11 protein-coding genes are annotated in these 18,239 nt (G+C 67.3%); 4 read left to right on the top strand and 7 right to left on the bottom strand.

From position 1 onward, the window contains the following. Positions 1 to 3 precede the first annotated feature (3 nt). Positions 4 to 762, top strand: coding sequence for a dienelactone hydrolase family protein (locus ACW17V_RS00445; protein ID WP_492108853.1), 759 nt, complete (start codon positions 4 to 6; stop codon positions 760 to 762). 94 nt (positions 763 to 856) lie between these two features. Here ACW17V_RS00445 and ACW17V_RS00440 read toward each other — a convergent pair whose 3' ends face one another. From ACW17V_RS00440 to ACW17V_RS00425, 4 genes are all read right to left on the bottom strand, one after another. Further along, positions 857 to 2,056: a DUF418 domain-containing protein gene (locus ACW17V_RS00440; protein ID WP_492106943.1), complete on the bottom strand. Its 1,200-nt coding sequence runs from the start codon at positions 2,054 to 2,056 to the stop codon at positions 857 to 859. A gap of 57 nt (positions 2,057 to 2,113) precedes the next feature. After that, complete coding sequence (locus ACW17V_RS00435) at positions 2,114 to 3,436, bottom strand: MFS transporter (protein WP_492106942.1); 1,323 nt, start codon at positions 3,434 to 3,436, stop codon at positions 2,114 to 2,116. Between the two features lie 50 nt (positions 3,437 to 3,486). Further along, positions 3,487 to 8,337 carry an NAD-glutamate dehydrogenase gene (locus ACW17V_RS00430; RefSeq protein WP_492106941.1) on the bottom strand — a complete coding sequence of 1,617 codons (4,851 nt, stop codon included), beginning with the start codon at positions 8,335 to 8,337 and terminating at the stop codon, positions 3,487 to 3,489. Between the two features lie 271 nt (positions 8,338 to 8,608). Next, on the bottom strand, positions 8,609 to 9,739 hold the full coding sequence (locus tag ACW17V_RS00425; RefSeq protein WP_492106940.1) for an AI-2E family transporter: 1,131 nt from the start codon (positions 9,737 to 9,739) through the stop codon (positions 8,609 to 8,611). A 97-nt stretch (positions 9,740 to 9,836) separates the two neighbouring features. On the opposite strand from ACW17V_RS00425, the gene ACW17V_RS00420 reads away from it, so the two are divergent. Then, positions 9,837 to 11,366: a helicase HerA-like C-terminal domain-containing protein gene (locus ACW17V_RS00420; RefSeq protein WP_492106939.1), complete on the top strand. Its 1,530-nt coding sequence runs from the start codon at positions 9,837 to 9,839 to the stop codon at positions 11,364 to 11,366. 6 nt (positions 11,367 to 11,372) lie between these two features. On the opposite strand, the gene ACW17V_RS00415 is transcribed toward ACW17V_RS00420, so the two are convergent. After that, on the bottom strand, positions 11,373 to 13,787 hold the full coding sequence (locus ACW17V_RS00415) for an EAL domain-containing protein (protein WP_492106938.1): 2,415 nt from the start codon (positions 13,785 to 13,787) through the stop codon (positions 11,373 to 11,375). Between the two features lie 130 nt (positions 13,788 to 13,917). Next, complete coding sequence (galE, locus tag ACW17V_RS00410) at positions 13,918 to 14,901, bottom strand: UDP-glucose 4-epimerase GalE (RefSeq protein ID WP_492106937.1); 984 nt, start codon at positions 14,899 to 14,901, stop codon at positions 13,918 to 13,920. Positions 14,902 to 15,103: 202 nt separating this feature from the next. Between galE and ACW17V_RS00405 the strand changes: the two genes are divergently transcribed. Beyond that, positions 15,104 to 16,411 (top strand): UDP-glucose dehydrogenase family protein, encoded by a 1,308-nt coding sequence (locus ACW17V_RS00405; RefSeq protein WP_492106936.1) that lies wholly within the window; start codon positions 15,104 to 15,106, stop codon positions 16,409 to 16,411. After that, the gene (locus ACW17V_RS00400) at positions 16,408 to 17,385 is read left to right on the top strand and encodes an NAD-dependent epimerase/dehydratase family protein (RefSeq protein WP_492108852.1); all 978 of its coding nucleotides are present in this window, start codon (positions 16,408 to 16,410) and stop codon (positions 17,383 to 17,385) included. Before ACW17V_RS00405 ends, ACW17V_RS00400 begins: the two co-directional genes overlap by 4 nt. Here ACW17V_RS00400 and ACW17V_RS00395 read toward each other — a convergent pair. Continuing rightward, entirely contained in the window at positions 17,370 to 18,239 is an 870-nt protein-coding gene (locus tag ACW17V_RS00395) for a DMT family transporter (RefSeq protein ID WP_492108851.1), read from the bottom strand. The genes ACW17V_RS00400 and ACW17V_RS00395 overlap by 16 nt on opposite strands.

Raw genomic sequence — 18,239 nt, 5'->3', positions numbered from 1 at the left:
ATGATGCAAAGCGCCACCTGGGGAACCAGGGTCATCGAGCACTCGCGGGTGTTCAAGCCTGACGGGCCCGGCCCTTTCCCGGTGGCGCTGATCCTGCACGGCTGCGGCGGCAAGACGCCGTTTCTCGAAGCCTATGCCCAGACGGCGGTCGAGGCGGGCTATGCCGCCATCGTGGTGGACTCGCTGAAGCCGCGCGGGATGTCGCCCCTGGACGCCAAGCTGACGGTCTGCACCGGCGTGCGGCTGCATGGGCTCAAGCGGGCGGCCGACCTGTTCGGCGTAATGGCCTGGCTGGAGGACCAGCCCTGGGCCGACGCCGAGCGGCTGTTCCTGGCCGGCTGGAGCCACGGCGGCTGGACGATCATGGACGGCTACGCGATCGGGGCCAACGCGGCCCGCGTCACGGGTCTGGTCGACGCCGATCCGGCCCGGCTGCGGGTCCGGGTAAGGGGCGCGCTGCTGGTCTATCCGTTCGCCGGCTACCCCGCCCTGACCACCCGGCATGGCTGGGGCGCCGGCGGCCCCCGGGTGTTCTCGGTGCTGGCCGGTCGCGACCAGGTGGTGGGCTGGAAGGCGCCGCAGCGGGCGCTGCAGCGGCTGACCCTGGACGGGCTGAACGTCGACACCGTGTTCCACGCCGACGCCACCCACGCCTTTGACGACGACAAGGCCAATGATCCGCGCTCCCGGTACCGTCCGGACCTGCTGGCCCAGACGCGGGACTATTTCGGGAAGGCCCTGACGGAGACGCTCGGCGACTAGAGCATTTTCGAGCGAAGTGGATTCCGGTTCGCGTGAAGAAAATGCGTCAAAGCAAAGACCTAGAGGCCCCGACTGACGTAGTCAGTCGCAGGCTCTAGGCGGTGGTCGCCTTGCTGCGCAGGATCGGGGTCGGGCCGCGATAGAGGCGGCGCCAGAACCACTCCAGCGGGCCCATGCTGAAGCGGTCCATCCACCACTTCGACCACAGGATCTGGACGATCCAGATGGCGATGACGATCAGGGCCAGGCCGGGCCGGTCGACCTTGCCATGCAGGCTCAGGCCCCGACCGCCATAGAAGATCGCGGTCATGATCAGGGACTGGGCGATATAGTTGGTGAAGGCCATCTGGCCGACGGGGGCCAGGATCTCGGGGATCTTCCTCCAGAAGCCCGCCGACCGCGAGGCGAACACCACCAGGCTGACATAGGCCAGGGTGGTCAGGGGCGCGGTGGCCATCTGGACGACGCCGGCGATCATGCCCAGGGGCCTGGGCAGGCCGGTCACGGCGACGGTGATGAACAGCGCGCCGGTGACCGCCAGGGCCAGCAGGCCGATGACGGTGAGAATGACATAGGTCTTCTTCGAGGCCTCGCCGGTGAAGACGCCGGTCTTGAAGCAGCCCAGGCCGATCAGCATAAGGCTGCTGGTCATCAGGGCGATGACCGGCTCGCCGGCCAGCAGGGGCAGGCGATCCTTGGCGTTCTGGATCAGCGACTGCATGAAGGTGCCTGCGTACTGGGCGGCGGCGGCGCTGTTCCTGGCGGCTTCCTTGGCGGTCTGGGCCGCCTCCTTGGCCGCGTCATGCGGCATCAGCATCGAGGCGGCCATGCCGGCCGCCATCAGCAGCGAGAAGCCGATCCAGATGCCGATCCCGACCTTGAACAGCCGCCTGGGCGCCCAGGAGCGGGCGAGCATCACCATGAAGCCGGCCAGGGCGTAGCTGAGCAGCACATCGCCGAACCAGATGGCGAAGCCGTGCAGCAGGCCAAAGACCACCATCCACATCAGCCGCTTGCGCAGGATCGCGCCGCGCTCGATCTCGGACCGCTCGCCGCCGACCAGGAAGATCGAGACGCCGAACAGCATGGCGAACAGGGTCACGAACTTGCGCTGGAACAGCCACTGGGTGACGACCCAGACCGAGACCGTGTCGGCTTCGGTCCCATGCGGCCAGTGGCGCACCGACTCGGCCAGGCCCGCCGTGACGGCGAAATCCGGCGCGTTGCACAGCAGGATGCCCAGCACCCCCAGACCCCGCAGGGAATCCAGCAGAACGATGCGATTCTTGACCATGAGCCCCCCAAGGCATTGTCGCCCGAGCCTAGTCCGACCGGGGCAGGCTCGACAACCTCAAGTCAGGGCGTCTGGCGACCGGTCGGGCGTCCGGATCAGCACCAGGGCGCCGGCGATCATGAACAGGGCTGAAACCGCCACGGCGATGCGCTGGTCGCCGATGGCCCGCGTGCCGATGGCGATGACCAGCGGGGCCATGAAGGCCGTGGCCTTGCCCGACAGCGCGTACAGCCCAAACCACCGCCCGGTCTCGCCGGCCGGCGCCAGCTGGGCCATCCAGGCCCGCAAGCTGGCCTGGGCGGGCCCGAAGGTCAGGCCGACAAACAGGCTGAAGAATAGGAACATCCGCTCGGGCGTGCTGGAAAACAGCGCCCCGCCCGGAACGGCCGGCGCGACCTTCAGGGTGAAGAACAGCGTGTCGCGGCCCACGCAGCCGACTCCGGCCGCGCCGAACAGCACCACGGCCACGGCGATCAGCACGGTCTTCTTCGAGCCCAGCTTCTGATCGACCCGGCCGCCGATGAAGGTGCCGATCCCGGCCATGACCGACAGGGCGATGGCATAGAGGCCCAGCTGCGTGGTCGTCCAGCCGAACAGGCCGGCGGCCAGCACGCCGCCAAAGGCGATGAAACTGGAAATGCCGTCGCCCAGCAGCATGCGGCCGATCAGGAACTTCAGCATGTGCGGCTTGGCCGGCAGGCTCCTGATCGTCGCCCACAGCTCGGCCAGGGGCCGCGCGCCGGTGGCGGGCGGCGGGGTTGGGGCGCTGATCATCAGCGGCCAGCTGAACATCAGGAACCACACGGCCACCATCGGCCCGACGATGCGGTCGGGCTCGTGCAGCGCCTTGTCGAGACCCAGCAACGGGCGATCGGGCAAGGAAAAGGCGAACAGCACGATGAACAGCGAGATCAGCGCGCCGACATAGGCCAGGGCCCAGGCCGTTCCCGACAGCCGTCCGACCTGGCCCGGCCTGGCGACGATCGGCAGCAGGGCGTTCATCACCGAGCCGCCCAGCTCGGCCGTGACCCCGGCCACCACCAGGCAGGCCAGGATCGGCAGGATGCGCGAAGGATCGCCCGGCGTCGCCAGCCACAGGCCGGCGCTGGCCAGTACGAACGGAACCGCCAGGCCGACCAGCCAGGCGCGCGGATTGCGCCGCGCATCGACGCTGGCTCCGACCAGCGGACTGAGGATGGCGATGGCCAGTCCCGACACCGCCCCGGCATAGCCCAGCAGGCTCTGGCCCCGCGCCGCGTCGCCGACGAAGCCGGCCGCGAAATAGGGCGTGAAGATGAACGTCGCGATCAGCGCCCAATAGGGCTGCTGCGCCCATTCATAGGCCGCCCAGGCGACACGTCGCCGATCACCCTGGTCCATGGTCGCCCCCCGCCCGGTCTCCCCCTCAACGAAAGGGAGACCGGTCTACTTTAGCCCGCGTTGGCCAATTCGCGCAGCGCGGCGTTGGCGATGGTCAGCTTGGCGAAGGTCCACCCGCCGCCGGCGTTCTCGATGTCCTCGACGGTGCGCTTGGCCGAGCGGACGCGATCCATGCGCAGGGCGGCCCACGAGGTCACCGCCGCCTTGGCCGACAGCTCGTCCTCGCCGGCCTGGGCATTGGCCGAGAACTTCAGCACCGCCTGGGTGATGGCCGTCTGCTCGCTGAGCAGGTCCTCGATCAGGCGGCGCACCGCCAGCCGCTCGAAGGCGTCGCCGCCAACGAACGAGCCCGCCGCACCGCGCAGCCGATCAAAGCCGAAGGCCGCCCCGGTCTGGTGGTACAGGCGCGCCACGTCCTTGACGGTCCAGCTGGAGGCGCTGGCCAGGTCGACCAGATCGGCGGCGATGGTCAGAGGCTGCAGCGCGGCCACGCTCTGGGCCAGGGCCTCGGGCGCGCCGTCGGCGACATAGGTCTTGACCCGCTTGGCCACGGCCTTCTGCTCGAAGGTCGACAGCACCGCCGGGGTCATGGCGCGCAGCTCGGCGACGGACGGCCCGTAGCTGTCCACCAGCGCCTTGACCGAGACCTTGTCCCGAAACGCACGCCGCGCCAGCCAGAAGGTCAGACTGCGCAGGGCGTAGGACAGAGCCTTGTAAAGCGCCGTCTGGCCGTCGGCCGAGGCACGGTTGTCCAGATCCGAGACCTGATCCCACAGGGCGTCGACCCCGAGGATTTCGCGGGCCGCCGTAAAGCCGGTGATCAGGGCGTCAGTGTCGCAACCGGCGGCGGCCTTCAGGCGCGTCGCGAAGGTCGGACCGCACATGTTGACCATCTGGTTGCCGACCACCGTGGCGATGATCTCGCGCTTCAGGCGGTGCTTCTGCATCTGGTCGGCGTAGCGATCCAGACCCTTGGGGAAGTAGCCGCGCAGGGTCGCTTCGAACCACGGATCATCCGGAGCGTCGGAGGCGACGATGTCGTCGAACAGGTCCAGCTTGCCATAGGCCAGCAGCACCGCGAGCTCGGGTCGGGTCAGGCCCTTGCCGGCCTGTTTGCGTTCAAGAAGCGTCGTGTTGGTCGGCAAGCCCTCAACCTTGCGGTCCAGGCGGCCCCGGCTTTCCAGATCGACCATGTAGCGGATCTGCGCGTCCACCTCGCTGGTCGCGTCGCTTTCCAGCAGGGTCAGGGCCAGGGTCTGGTCGTAATTGTGCTCCAGCACGTGTTGGGCGACATCGTCGGTCATCGAGGCCAGCAGGGTGTTGCGGCTGGGACGATCAAGCTCCCCGGCCCTTTCGAGCAGGCCGGTCAGGATCTTGATGTTGACCTCGTGGTCGGAGCTGTCGACGCCCGCCGAGTTGTCGATGGCGTCGGTGTTGATGTGGCCGCCATTGCTGGCGAACTCGATCCGACCAGCCTGGGTCAGGCCCAGATTGGCGCCCTCGCCCAGCACCTTGACCCGCAGGTCCGAGCCATTGACCCGGATGGAGTCATTGGCCTTGTCGCCGGCGTCGGCGTTGCTCTCGCCCCTGGCCTTCACATAAGTGCCGATGCCGCCAAGATAGAGCAGCTCGGCCCTGGACTTCAGGATCGCGGTCATCAGTTCGGCCGGCGAGACGGCCTCGGCCTTGATCTCGAACAGGGCCCGGACTTCCGGCGATAGCGGAATGCTCTTGAGGCTGCGGGGGAAGACGCCGCCGCCGGCCGAGATCTTGGACTTGTCGTAGTCGTCCCAGGATGAGCGCGGCAGCTTGAACATCCGGTCGCGCTCTGTCCACGAAGAGGCCGCGTCCGGATTGGGATCCAGGAAGATGTGGCGATGGTCGAAGGCGGCCAGCAGCCGGGTCTGCTTGGACAGCAGCATGCCGTTGCCGAACACGTCGCCGCTCATGTCGCCGACGCCGACCACCGTGAAGGGCTCGGTCTGGATGTCCTTGCCCATCTCGCGGAAGTGGCGCTTGACCGCTTCCCAGGCGCCGCGGGCGGTGATGCCCATGACCTTGTGGTCGTAGCCGACCGAACCGCCCGAGGCGAACGCGTCACCCAGCCAGAAGCCGTAGTCCTCGGCCACGCCATTGGCGATGTCGGAGAAGGTCGCCGTGCCCTTGTCGGCGGCGACGACCAGATAGGGGTCCTCGCCGTCATGCACGACCACCGAGGCCGGCGGCACGACCTTGTTGTCGGCGTCGATATTGTCGGTGATGTCCAGCAGGCCCGACAGGAAGGTCTTGTAGGCGCGGATCGCCTCGGCCTGGATGGCGTCACGATCACCGCCGCGCGGCAGCTGCTTGGGATAGAAGCCGCCCTTGGAGCCGACGGGCACGATAACCGCGTTCTTGACCTGCTGGGCCTTCACCAGTCCCAGCACCTCGGTGCGGAAGTCGTCGCGGCGATCCGACCAGCGCAGGCCGCCGCGCGCCACTGGACCGAAGCGCAGGTGGACGCCCTCGATGTGCGGGGCCGAGATGAAGATCTCGCGATAGGGCTTGGGGGCCGGCAGGTCTTCAAGCTCGCGGGAGGCGATCTTGAAGCTGATATAGGGCTTGGGCTGACCATCCTCGCCGGGCTGGTAGAAGTTGGTGCGCTGGATCGCCCCGACCAGGGCGGCGATGCGGCGCAGGACGCGGTCGGCGTCGAGGCTTTCGACGGCCTGCAGCGCCTCGCTGATCTTGGCCTCGACAGCCTTGGCCTGGACCTGACGATCCTTGAGGTCGGCGACGACGGCCGGGTCGAACTTGGTCTGGAACAGGTCGAGGACCAAGCGCGCGACGCCCGGGTGATCGGCGAGCGCCTGTTCCTGCACCCCCTGGCTGGGATCCAGACCCGATTGCTGGCGATAGCGGGCCAGGGCGCGGATCAGAGCGGCCTCGCGCCAGCCGATGCCCAGCTCCAGCACCAGACGGTTGAAGCCGTCGCTCTCGGCGCAACCGGTCCAGATGGCCACGAAGGCGGCTTCGAAGGCCAGCTTCACGTCGGCGAAGGCCAGATGTTCGCCCTGTTCGTCGCGCAGGATGAACTCATGCACCCAGACGGGCGAGCGCTCGCCATCGGGCGTGGAGGGCGAAACCTTGTGGCCGTCCTCGATCAGGGCCTTCAGGCCCATATGTTCCAGGATGGGCAGGACATCGGCCAGCGGCGCCGCGGCGCCCGGGCGATAGAGCTTGAACCGGAAGGTCACCGGGCTGTCGCCGTCGCGGCGGAAGGCGCGCACCCGCACCGCCTCATCCGCGCCCAGGGCGTCGACGACCTCGATATCGGCCAGGGCCTCGGCGGCGTCATACTGGTCGCGATAGCCGGGCGGGAAGGCGCCGACATAGCGGGCCAGGGTCTCGGCCACCCGACCCGGGGCGCCGCCGTCGCGGATCGCGGCCTCGAAGCGGTCTTCCCAGGTGCGGGCGGTCTCGGCGATGGCGTCCTCTAGGGCGGCCATGTCCGGTTCGCGATGGTCGCCGGGCGTGACGCCGACGATGAAGTGCACCCGCGCCAGGGGGGCGTCGGAGAAACTGGGGTAATAGGCCGAGACGCGGCCGCCAAAAGCGTCGGCCAGCAGCTTGCCAGCCCGCTCGCGAACGCCAGAATCATAGCGCTCGCGCGGCACGAACAGCAGGGCCGAGATGAAGCGGCCAAACGGGTCCCGGCGGGTGAGCAGCCTGACGCGCGGCCGGTCATAGAGGTGCAGCACCCCCAGCGCCATGGTCAGCAACACGGCGTCGTCGGCGTGGAACAGCTCGTCGCGGGGCCAGGTCTCGATGATGTTGCGAAGACGCTTGCCGTTGTGGCTGTCGGGATCCTTGCCGGCGCGGGCCAGGATGTGCGCCACCTTGCGGCGGATCAGCGGAACGTCGTGGGCGGGAGTTTCATAGGCCTCGGCGGTGAACAGGCCCACGAAGCGAACCTCGCCAGAAGGCTTGCCGTCGGCGCCGTACCGGCGCACGCCGACATAGTCCATGTAGCCGCGACGGTGAACGCGCGAGCGCAGATTGGACTTGGCGACCACGATCGGCTCGCCCACCTCGATGTGGTTGCGGACCTGTTGCGACAGGATGGCCGGCTCACTGCCCCGACGCAGCACGGTGCGGGCTTGGTCGCGCAGCACGCCCAGGCTGCCTTCGGGCTGGTACAGCGGCTCCTCGGCCGCATAGCCGCCGTCCGCCGTGCGGGGATATTCGTAGACCCGGGCGCCCAGGAAGACGAAGTGGTCGGAAGCCAGCCAGTCGAGGAAATCCATATCCTCGGCCCGGGCCTCCGCCGGGATGGCGACCTTGCAGTCGCGCAGTTCGACGATGGTGCGGCGCATCAGATTGCGCATGGCCTCGAAGTCCTGCACGGCCAGACGAACATCGGCCAGGGCGTCGCCGACAGCCTGGATCAGGGCCCCCTCGCGGTCTTCGCCCACCGGGGCCAGATAGATCTGGATCATCGAGCGGCGCTGGCCGCCGACCTCGACAACCGGATGGAACATGGCGCGGACCTGGAAACCGGCCTCGGCCACCGCGCCCATGATGCTGTCGACCAGGAAGGGCCGGTCCTGCTGGACGATCTCAAGGAGGTCGCCGCGAAGATAGGTCCCGTCGGGCCTGCGCGCGTGACGCAGCCGGATGGCCGGCTCGGCCACTTCTGTCACGTTCTGACCGAAGCGCCAGAAGTCGGCGAGGGCGTGGGCGGTGTCGCCGGCGTCGAACCCTGGCAGCTCGTCGGCCGACCAGTCATCCTGAGCTTGGGCGAGGAAATGAGCGGCCTGAGCCGGCAACGCATCGGCGGCATGACCCAGGGCCTGGGCGAAAGCCTTCAGCAACGGACCGCTCACGGCCGAAGCCTGGAGGTCATTTTTTTCACCAGACATGGGATTTCCTCGCGAATTTTTGGCGACAACCTAGACTTTTCGGGCCGCGATTCAACCAGGACATCGAGAATCCGCCAAGGATCTTGCCGGTTCAATCCTGCTGGAAATTTAGGGAGAAAACGGAGGCGCCGCCGGTGGGGGAAACCGGCGGCGCTGACCCGCCGGGGGGGGCTGGCGGGCGTTTTCCGCTTCGGACGCGCCGGAGAACCAGGCTGCGTCGCGCGGGGGTCCGACTGGGGGGCGCCGGACCAGACAGAGATAGGCGCCGCGTTCAGGATTTTAAGTCCCCCTTGGCGACTTTCTGTCGGGCGGTCGACTTTGGCTTTTCGGCCTTTGCAGGCTCTCCCGCAGGGGTCACGCCTGGCCCCTGCGGATCGCCATCCTCGGATAGCAGGATAGCGATCCAGCGCGTGCCGTCGAACTGGGCCAGGATGACCATGAAGGCCACCGTCAGGGGCGTCGACAGGAACATGCCCGGCACGCCCCACAGGGCGCCCCAGACGGCAAGGGACAACAGCACCACGGTCGGGTCCATGTTCAGGCTGTCGCTCTGCATGCGCGGCAGGACGATGTTGCCGACCACGAAATAGATCGCCTGCAGTGCGACGAACAGGATGATGGCCGGCAGGAAGCTGTCGGGGAACTGCACGATGGCGAACAGGGGCGGCAGGAAGCATCCGATGGCGCCGCCCAGGATCGGGATGTAGCTGGCCAGAAAGATCAGGAAGGCCCAGAAGAACGCGTTGTCGAGCCCAAGCAGGGCCATGACCAGCCAGGCTCCGACCGCGATGATCAGGCCCGTGACCGTCTGGATCCAGAGATACTGCTCCACGCCGTCGCGGATGCGATGGAACAGGACCATCGCCTTGTCGCGCTCGCCGTGCTGCGGAAACATGGCCACGATCTTGCGGTTAAACCCGCGACGCGAGGCGATTATAAATCCCAGATAGATCAATACCAGAATCGCGCTTGAGGCGAAGTTCTGCAAGCTCTGGGCGGCAGCTCCGATATAGCGCTGCGGGTTGAGCTGGGTGATCAGGTCGGCAACCGTTGGCGCCACCTGGATGCCCAGCGCATGGGCCAGCCTGGCGATGATGTCATTCAGCCGTGGCGCATAGGCCTTGAGCTGATCGACGAAGCTGGCGCTGTTCTCCGCCACGACCCACACCGACAGGCCAAACAGCGAGATCGACAGGACGATGGCCGTGGGCAGGGCAAGGCGTTTGGCAAAGCGGGCCTTGGCCATCAGCACGCGGGCGAAACCGTCGATCATCACCGCCAGGAACACGGCCAGAGCCAGCGGGGTGAGGATGTCGCGCATCCACAGCAGCGCCGCGCCGCCCGCGATGACCGCCAGGAAGACCACGGCGTTGCGAGTAGCGGCGGACGACGAAACGGTCATTCAAGAACTCCTGGAGATCGTAACACTTTGCCTACCGCGATTGGCGCGGCGCAAGGGCGCGGTTAGGCTCAGTGCTTCAGTTTTGAGGATGTTGCATATGACGTTGTCGATTGGTGAAGGCGAGATCCTGATCGGGCTGGGCGAAGGGCCGGTGACGCAGCGACTGGACCGCTCCAATCGGCACGGCGTCGTGGCGGGCGCGACTGGCACAGGCAAGACCGTCACCCTCCAGATCATGGCCCAGGCCTTTTCCGACGCCGGCGTGCCCGTCTTCGCCGCCGACGTGAAGGGCGATCTTTCTGGCATCGCCATCGCCGGCACGCCCAACGAGAAAATGCTGGCCCGCGCCGCCTTGATGGATCTGACCCTGACCCCGGCCGCCCCGCCGACCGTGTTCTGGGACCTGTTCGGCCAGAAGGGCCATCCGATCCGCACGACCATCTCGGAGATGGGACCGGTGCTGCTGGCGCGCCTGCTGGAGCTTAACGATGTGCAGGAAGGCGTTCTGACCATCGTCTTCCATGTCGCCGACAAGGACGGCCTGCTGCTGCTCGACCTCAAGGACCTGCAGGCGGCCCTGAAATATGTCGCCGACCACGCCGCCGACATCGGCACGCTGTATGGCAATGTTTCGCCCGCCACGGTGGGCGCGATCCAGCGCAAGCTTCTGACCCTGCAGAGCCAGGGCGCCGACAATTTCTTTGGCGAGCCGGCCCTGAAGCTGGCCGACATCATGCGCACCGACGTCGCCGGGCGCGGCTATGTGAACCTGCTGGCGGCCGACAAGCTGATCCAGTCGCCCAAGCTCTATTCGACCTTCCTGCTGTGGCTGCTGTCGGAACTGTTCGAGGAACTGCCCGAGCTGGGCGATGTGGACAAGCCGCGCCTGGTGTTCTTCTTCGACGAAGCCCACCTGCTGTTCAACGACGCGCCCAGGCCCCTGCTGGAAAAGATCGAACAGGTCGTGCGCCTGATCCGCTCCAAGGGCGTGGGTATCTATTTCGTCACCCAGAACCCGGCCGACATTCCCGATGCCGTGCTGGGCCAACTGGGCGCGCGCATCCAGCACGCCCTGCGCGCCTACACGCCCGCCGACCAGAAGGGCCTCAAGGCGGCCGCCCAGTCGTTCCGGATCAATCCGTCCTTTGACACGGCCGAGACCATCCAGGGCCTTGGCGTCGGCGAGGCCCTGGTTTCCACGCTGGACGCCAAGGGCGCGCCCTGCGTCGTGCAGAAGACCATGATCCGCCCGCCCGCCTCGCGTCTGGGCCCGCTGACGCCGGAAGAGCGCACGGCCCTTATCGCTCGTAGCCCGGTGTCCGGCCTCTATGACACCGCCCAGGATCGCGCTTCGGCCTATGAGGTCTTGCAGGGCCGCGCCCAGGACGCCTTGCGCCAGAGCGAAGCCGCCGAGGACGCGGCCGAGGCGGAGAAGGTCCGGATCGCTGAAGAAAAGGTTCGGGCTCGGGAAGAGGCGCGCGAGACGCGGGCCGCCCCTCGTCCCCGCGCTTCAAATCGCCAGGGCATGGCCGAGACTTTCGCAAAGTCCCTGTTGCGCACGGTCGCCAGTCAGGCGGGGCGCGAGATCATGCGGGGCCTGCTGGGGGGCCTGAAGCGCGGTCGCTGATCGGACTCAGGCGGCGGAACGCCTGGCGCGCTTTGGCGGCTGGGCGGCAGCCGGGGCTGTGGCCGCCTTGGTCCAGGCGTCGAGGGTGTGCAGCGGGCCGGGCCGACCGATGGCATAGCCCTGCAGCTCGGCGCAGTCCTCGCTGCGCAGGAAGTTGATCTGCTCCTGGGTCTCGACGCCTTCGGCGACGACCGGGATCTCCAGGCTGCGACCCAGACCCAGAACCGCGCGGACGATCACGGTGGCGCGGTCATGGCGGTGGATGTTTTCCACGAAGCTCTTGTCGATCTTGATCTTGTCGAACGGGAACGACTGCAGCGTCGAAAGCGACGAGAAGCCGGTGCCGAAATCATCCATGGCGATGCGAACGCCCAGCGCCTTCAGCCGGCGCAGGTTATCGAGCGCCCGCTGATAGTCCTTGAACAGCGCGCTCTCGGTGATCTCCAGCTCCAGCCGGTGCGGCGACAGGCCGGTGGCGATCAGAACCTCGTGCACCAGGGTCGGCAGGGCGGGATTGTTCAGCTGCAGCGGCGACAGGTTGACCGCGATGCGCAGCGGCTTTTCCCACGAGGCGGCGTCGGCGCAGGCGCGACGCAGAACCCATTCGCCCAGCGGGGCGATCAGGCCGTTCTCTTCGGCCACAGGAATGAAATCGAGCGGCGGGATCATGCCACGGGTCGGATGCTGCCAGCGCACCAGGGCCTCAAAGCCACAGACCTCGCCATCGGAGGCGCGGGCCAGGGGCTGATAATAGACCACCAGTTCGCCGTCAGCGATGCCCTGCTTGAGGTCACGCGCCAGCGAGCGGCGTTCGCGGATTGACTCGTCCATCTCGCGCTTGAAGAAGCGATAGATTCCGCGGCCGCCCTCCTTGGCGCGGTACAGCGCCATGTCGGCATTGGCCATCAGCGACTCGGTCGTGCGGCCGTCATCGGGATAGAGGCTGACGCCCAGGCTGGCGCCCATGGCCAGGTCCTGGCCTTCGAACATGACCGGGGTCGCCAGGGCGTCCAGCAGTCGGCCCGACAGCTCGGCGGCGGCCGTGGGCTGATCGCCAGCGCCCACCTGCACCACCATGAATTCGTCGCCGCCCAGGCGCGCGGCGAAGGAGGGCGCCGAAACGGAATCCTGCAGACGGCGGGCGGTCTCGACCAGCAGGGCGTCGCCGGCCAGGTGACCATGCTGGTCGTTGGCTTCCTTGAAGTGGTCAAGGTCGATGCAGATCACCGACAGGGTCTCGCCCGAGGCCTCGACACGCTCGATGGCGGCGGCCAGGCGGGTCTGCAGCGAGTTGCGATTGGGCAGGCCGGTCAGGCCGTCATGCTCGGCCAGATAGCGGATCTTCTCCTCGGCCGAGCGGCGTTCGCGCAGGTCGCGGACCGCCAGCACGGTGAGGCCCGAGGTCTCGGTGCGGGCGCCGTCGTCCATCAGGCGCGAGAAGACCTCGACGGGAATCTCGCGGCCGCCTTCGACCGGTTGCAGAACGCCTTCGCGGCGCACGCCGTCGCGGGAGGCCTCGTCGCCGCTGAAGGTCAGGATCGCGCCGTACAGCGGCTTGCCCGTAAGCTCGTCGAGCGGCGCTCCGACCAGTTCGCAGAAGGCGGCGTTGGCGTCGTTGATGCGGCCGTCCTGGACGACCACGATGCCCTCATAGGCGGCGTTGGCCATGCGGCGGATGCGCTCGAGGGCCGAGCGCGTGGTCTGGGATTCGATCGCCACGGCGCCGAGGCCGCCCAAGATGATCACGCCGGTGATGCTGGTGACGGCCAGGGTCAGGAAGCCGCCCGAAAGCAGCTGCTCGGGGACCACGATCGAAGTGTCGGGCACGATGGTGATGGCGCCCATGCCGGTGAAATGCAGGGCGCAGACGCCCAGGGTCAGTACGGCGCCGCCCAGAATCTGCTTGCCGATGCTACGGGCGCGGCCCGCCAAGATCAGCGCGGCCGTGGAGCCCGCCACGCCAAAGAGGACAGAGGCGCCGACCGTTGCGTGCTCCCAGACCAGTTGGCCCTGGGTCACGAAGGCGGTCATGCCGGTATAGTGCATCGAGGCGACGCCCATCCCCAGGATCAGGCCGCCGGCCATATCGTTGGTGCGCGTGCGTTGCGCCGAGGCGACGACAAAGCCGGAGCCCATGAAGAGGACGGCGATCATCAGAGACAGGAGGGTGCCGGTCGGGCTGTAACCCGTCTTCAGGCCGGGATCATAGGCGACCATGCCGATGAAGTGGGTGGCCCAGACGCCCGACCCGCACACCAGGCCGGTAAGCAGCAGCCAGGCCGCTCTGACGAGCCCCTTGGCGCCGCGCATGCGTGAGTAGAGTCTGAACGCGGTGAAGCAGGCGGCGAAGCAAACGACGGCCGCCACGCCGACCAACCGATAGTCATGCTCGGTCGTCAGACAGGTCAAAACCTTCAACACACGCGGTTCCCCCGGGTCACAACCCTCAGACGATACCGCGACAGTTACAAATAAACCGTTTCAACGCGGGGTCGTGCGACAATCGGCCATGATCCCCGGGATCAAGGGTCGGATCATCCCTGATCGACCGTCACCGACCGGTGGCGGCTTGCGCCTGATGCCAGCGCCAGGCGCTTCCCAGGATGACGTCGAGATCACGCGACGGCGCCCAGCCCAGCTCGGCGCGGGCCCTGGCGTTGTCGCCGACCAGGATCGGCGCGTCGCCCGGGCGGCGGGCCGCCATCTGCACGGGCAGGGGCTTGCCGGTGGCGCGCTCGACGCCGGCGATCAGCTCCTTCACCGTCGTACCGTGGCCTGTGCCGAGGTTGTAGCTGGTGCTCCTCGCGCCTTCGAGCAGCCGGGTCAGCGCCGCGACGTGGGCGTCGGCGAGATCTAGAACATGGACGTAGTCGCGCACGGCGGTGCCGTCACGGGTGTCGTAGTCGTCGCCGAAGATCGTAAAGTGCGAGCGCTGGCCCAGCGCCACCTGGATGGCTAGCGGGATGGCGTGGGTTTCAGGCTCATGCCACTCGCCGATGCGGCCATCGGGATCGGCGCCGGCGGCATTGAAGTATCGCAGCACCGTGCTGCGGAAGCCGACATAGCGGCCATAGTCGGCCAGGGCCTGCTCGACCATCAGCTTGCTGCGGCCATAGGGATTGAGCGGAGCCTGGGGATGGGTCTCGTCCATCGGCAGAGTCACCGGATCGCCGAAGCTGGCGCAGGTCGAGGAAAACACCATGGATTCGATGCCGGCTCGGCGTGCGGCCTCGATCAGGTTGATCGTGCCGGCGACATTGTTGTCGAAGAAGGCGCCCGGATCCTTGACCGACTCTCCAACCTCGATGCGGGCGGCGAAGTGCAGGACGGCGACGGGCTTGTGGGCGGCAAACACTGCGTCCAGCCGGGCGGCGTCGCGGATGTCGCCAATCTCCAGCGGCCCCCATTGGACGTGTTCGCGGTGGCCGTTGGACAGGTCGTCGAACACCACGGGCTTGAACCCCGCCGCCGCCAGGGCCAGGCAGGTGTGTGAGCCGACATAGCCGGCGCCGCCGGCAACCAGAACGGTCCGCATGAAATCCCCCTTGCGACGCGAGGCTTCTGGCTATCGGCTTTGACCCGAGGTTGAAAGACCGATGTGGTTCATGGCGATCGTCGTCATGATGATGTCATCGCGGTGAGCGTCTTAGCCAGGCGGCTTGCCTCGGCGCCGCGATTGCTGGATTAGGCACAGGCGTCGCCCGTCGGGCGATGATCGATCGGATCAGGATGTTTCGATGCGCGTAGCGATGATTGGCACGGGTTATGTGGGCCTGGTGTCGGGGGCGTGTTTCGCCGATTTCGGTCACGTGGTGACGTGCATCGACAAGGATCCGAGAAAGATCGAACGGCTGGAAAAGGGCGAGATCCCGATCTTCGAGCCCGGTCTGGATGACCTTGTCGCCCGCAACGTCCGCGAAGGCCGGCTGTTCTTCACGCTTGAAGGCGCCGACGCGATCAAGAACGCCGACGCGGTGTTCATCGCCGTCGGCACGCCGACCCGTCGCGGCGACGGCCATGCCGACCTGTCCTATGTCTACGCCGCCGCCGAGGAGATCGCCGGCCTGATCGACGGCTTCACGGTCATCGTCACCAAGTCGACCGTGCCGGTGGGCACGGGCGACGAGGTCGAGGCGATCATCAAGCGCGTGCGCCCCGACGCCCAGTTCGCCGTGGTCTCCAACCCCGAGTTCCTGCGCGAAGGCGCGGCCATTGAGGACTTCAAGCGCCCCGACCGCGTGGTGGTGGGCACCGAGGACGAGCGCGCCCAGGCGGTGATGCGCGACCTCTATCGGCCACTGAGCCTGAACGAGACGCCGATCGTCTTCACCGGCCGTCGCACCAGCGAGCTGATCAAGTACGCCGCCAACGCCTTTCTGGCGATGAAGATCACCTTCATCAACGAGATGGCCGACCTGTGCGAGAAGGTCGGGGCCGACGTGCAGCAGGTGGCCAAGGGCATCGGGCTGGACAAGCGCATCGGCGGCAAGTTCCTCAATGCCGGTCCCGGCTATGGCGGATCGTGCTTCCCGAAGGACACCATCGCCCTGGTCCGCACCGCCCAGCAGTATGGCGCGCCGGTCAAGCTGATCGAGACCACGGTGGCCGTGAACGACGCCCGCAAGAAGGCCATGGCGACCAAGGTCGCCGACGCCATCGGCTTGAGCGACCTGACCGGCAAGACGATCGGTGTGCTGGGCGTGACCTTCAAGCCCAATACCGACGACATGCGCGACGCGCCGAGCCTGGACATCCTGCCGGCCCTGCAGGCCATGGGCGCGACGGTGCAGGCCTATGATCCCGAAGGCGCGAAAGAGGCGGCTCACATGCTGCCGGGCGTGGACTTCAAGGCCGGGGCCTATGAGGCCGCCGAGGGGGCCGACGCCCTGGTGATCCTGACCGAATGGGACCAGTTTCGGGCCCTCGACCTTGACCGCCTGAAGCTCCTGATGGCCGCGCCGGTCGTGGTCGACCTGCGCAATGTCTACAAGCCCAGCGAGATGGTCCGCCACGGCTTTACCTACGCCAGCATCGGACGGGGCTGATGGCTTCACCGATCATCGTCACGGGCGCGGCCGGCTTCATCGGCATGCATGTGGCCGAGCGGCTGCTCGATCGCGGCGAGACGGTGGTCGGCGTCGACAACTTCAACACCTATTACGACCCGGCCCTGAAGGCGGCCCGGGCCGCCCGGCTGGAGGGCCGGACCGGGTTCACGATGGTCCGTCTGGATATCGCCGAGCATGAAGCCCTGCTGGAGCTGGTGAAATCCTCCGGCGCCAGGCGTGTGGTGCATCTGGCCGCTCAGGCCGGGGTCCGCTACTCGATCGACAATCCCTTCGCCTATGAGCGCTCCAACCTGGCCGGCCATCTGGCCGTGCTGGAGGCTTGCCGCCACAGCGGCGTCGAGCATCTGGTCTATGCCTCGTCGAGCAGCGTCTATGGCGACCGGCCGATCGACGGTTCGGGCTTCAAGGAGACCGATCCGGCCGACAAGCCGGTGTCACTCTATGCGGCCACCAAGCGCTCCTGCGAGATGATCAGCCAGAGCTATGCGGCGCTGTATGGCTTTCCGCAGTCGGGCCTGAGGTTCTTCACGGTCTATGGCCCCTGGGGCCGGCCCGACATGGCCTACTACGGCTTCACCCAGAAGATCCTCGCGGGCGAGCCGATCGAGGTCTATGGCGAGGGCAAGATGGCCCGCGACTTCACCTATATCGACGACATCGTCGATGGGATCATCGGCGTCCTCGACCACCCGCCGGCCCAAGACGGGCACGAGGTCTACAATATCGGCGACAATGATCCGGTCGGGCTGATGGAGATGATCTCGACGCTTGAAGCCGCGCTCGGCGCCCCGGCCGTCAAGATCATGCGGCCGATGCAACCCGGCGACGTCACCGCCACCTACGCCAATATCGACAAGCTCCACGCCCTCACGGGTTACAGGCCGAAGGTGAAGCTGGCTGAAGGGCTCCAGAAGTTCGTCGAATGGCGGCGAGCCTATTCCGGCGCCTGAACGGTCAGGGCCGCCGCGCGCTTTGACACCTGATGCTCGCGCCATGAGATGAACAGGGTCGATCCCACGACGATGACCGCCCCGACCAGGGTCGCCGTCTTGGGGACCTCATGGAACAGCAGGAAGCCGACCAGCACGGCGAAGACCAGCCGCGTATAGTCGATCGGCGCCATCACCGCCGCCTCACCTGACTGCATGCCCTTGATATAGGCCCCCTGGGTCAGGGTGCCGATCACGCCCATCGCGGCCAGCAGACCAAGGTCGGGCAGGCTGGGCCAGCGCCAGACGAACAAGGCCGGCGGGATCGAGAACACCAGCCCCAGCACGGCCGCATAGACCAGCAGGGTGAAGGGCGAGTGGTCGCGGGTCATCACCTTCATGCCGGTGATGGTCAGGGCGAACAGCAGCGCCGCCGCCAGGGCCGCCGCCTGGGGCCAGCCCAACCAGCCGCCGGAACCGTCCGCGCCGGGCTGCAGCATGATCAGCACGCCCAGGAACCCGACCACGGCCGCGCCGATCCGCAAGGGACCGATCGGCTCGCGCAGGATCAGGCCGGCGAACGGCACCAGCCAGAGTGTCCGGGTGAACGACAGCGCGTTGGCGTCGGCCAGCGGCAGTTCCTGATAGGCGTAGAAGCTGAGAATCAGGGCCAGCACCCCGGCGCTGGACCGGAAGATCAGGATACCCGGCCGGGTGGTGTAGAAGGTTCCCCGCCAGTCGCGCGCCATCAGCGGCAGCAGGATGATCACCCCCGCCAGCTGCCGGTAGAAGGTCTGCAGGGCGGCCGGATAGCCCGGGCCCAGATACTTGATCAGCGTGGTCATCGCCGTGAAGCCGACCGCCGAGGCCAGCAT

The sequence above is a fragment of the Caulobacter sp. FV2ye17ST genome (assembly GCF_058680955.1).
Note: the sequence above shows the minus strand (reverse complement) of the source record. Positions and strands in the feature narration are given on the sequence as shown.

Coding starts and splice junctions, on each gene's coding strand:
- ACW17V_RS00445 (WP_492108853.1), top strand. CDS start 4: ATGCAAAGCGCCACCTGGGGAACCAGGGTCATCGAGCACTCGCGGGTG.
- ACW17V_RS00440 (WP_492106943.1), bottom strand. CDS start 2,056: ATGGTCAAGAATCGCATCGTTCTGCTGGATTCCCTGCGGGGTCTGGGG.
- ACW17V_RS00435 (WP_492106942.1), bottom strand. CDS start 3,436: ATGGACCAGGGTGATCGGCGACGTGTCGCCTGGGCGGCCTATGAATGG.
- ACW17V_RS00430 (WP_492106941.1), bottom strand. CDS start 8,337: ATGTCTGGTGAAAAAAATGACCTCCAGGCTTCGGCCGTGAGCGGTCCG.
- ACW17V_RS00425 (WP_492106940.1), bottom strand. CDS start 9,739: ATGACCGTTTCGTCGTCCGCCGCTACTCGCAACGCCGTGGTCTTCCTG.
- ACW17V_RS00420 (WP_492106939.1), top strand. CDS start 9,837: ATGACGTTGTCGATTGGTGAAGGCGAGATCCTGATCGGGCTGGGCGAA.
- galE (WP_492106937.1), bottom strand. CDS start 14,901: ATGCGGACCGTTCTGGTTGCCGGCGGCGCCGGCTATGTCGGCTCACAC.
- ACW17V_RS00405 (WP_492106936.1), top strand. CDS start 15,104: ATGCGCGTAGCGATGATTGGCACGGGTTATGTGGGCCTGGTGTCGGGG.
- ACW17V_RS00395 (WP_492108851.1), bottom strand. CDS start 18,239: ATGCTGGCCTCGGCGGTCGGCTTCACGGCGATGACCACGCTGATCAAG.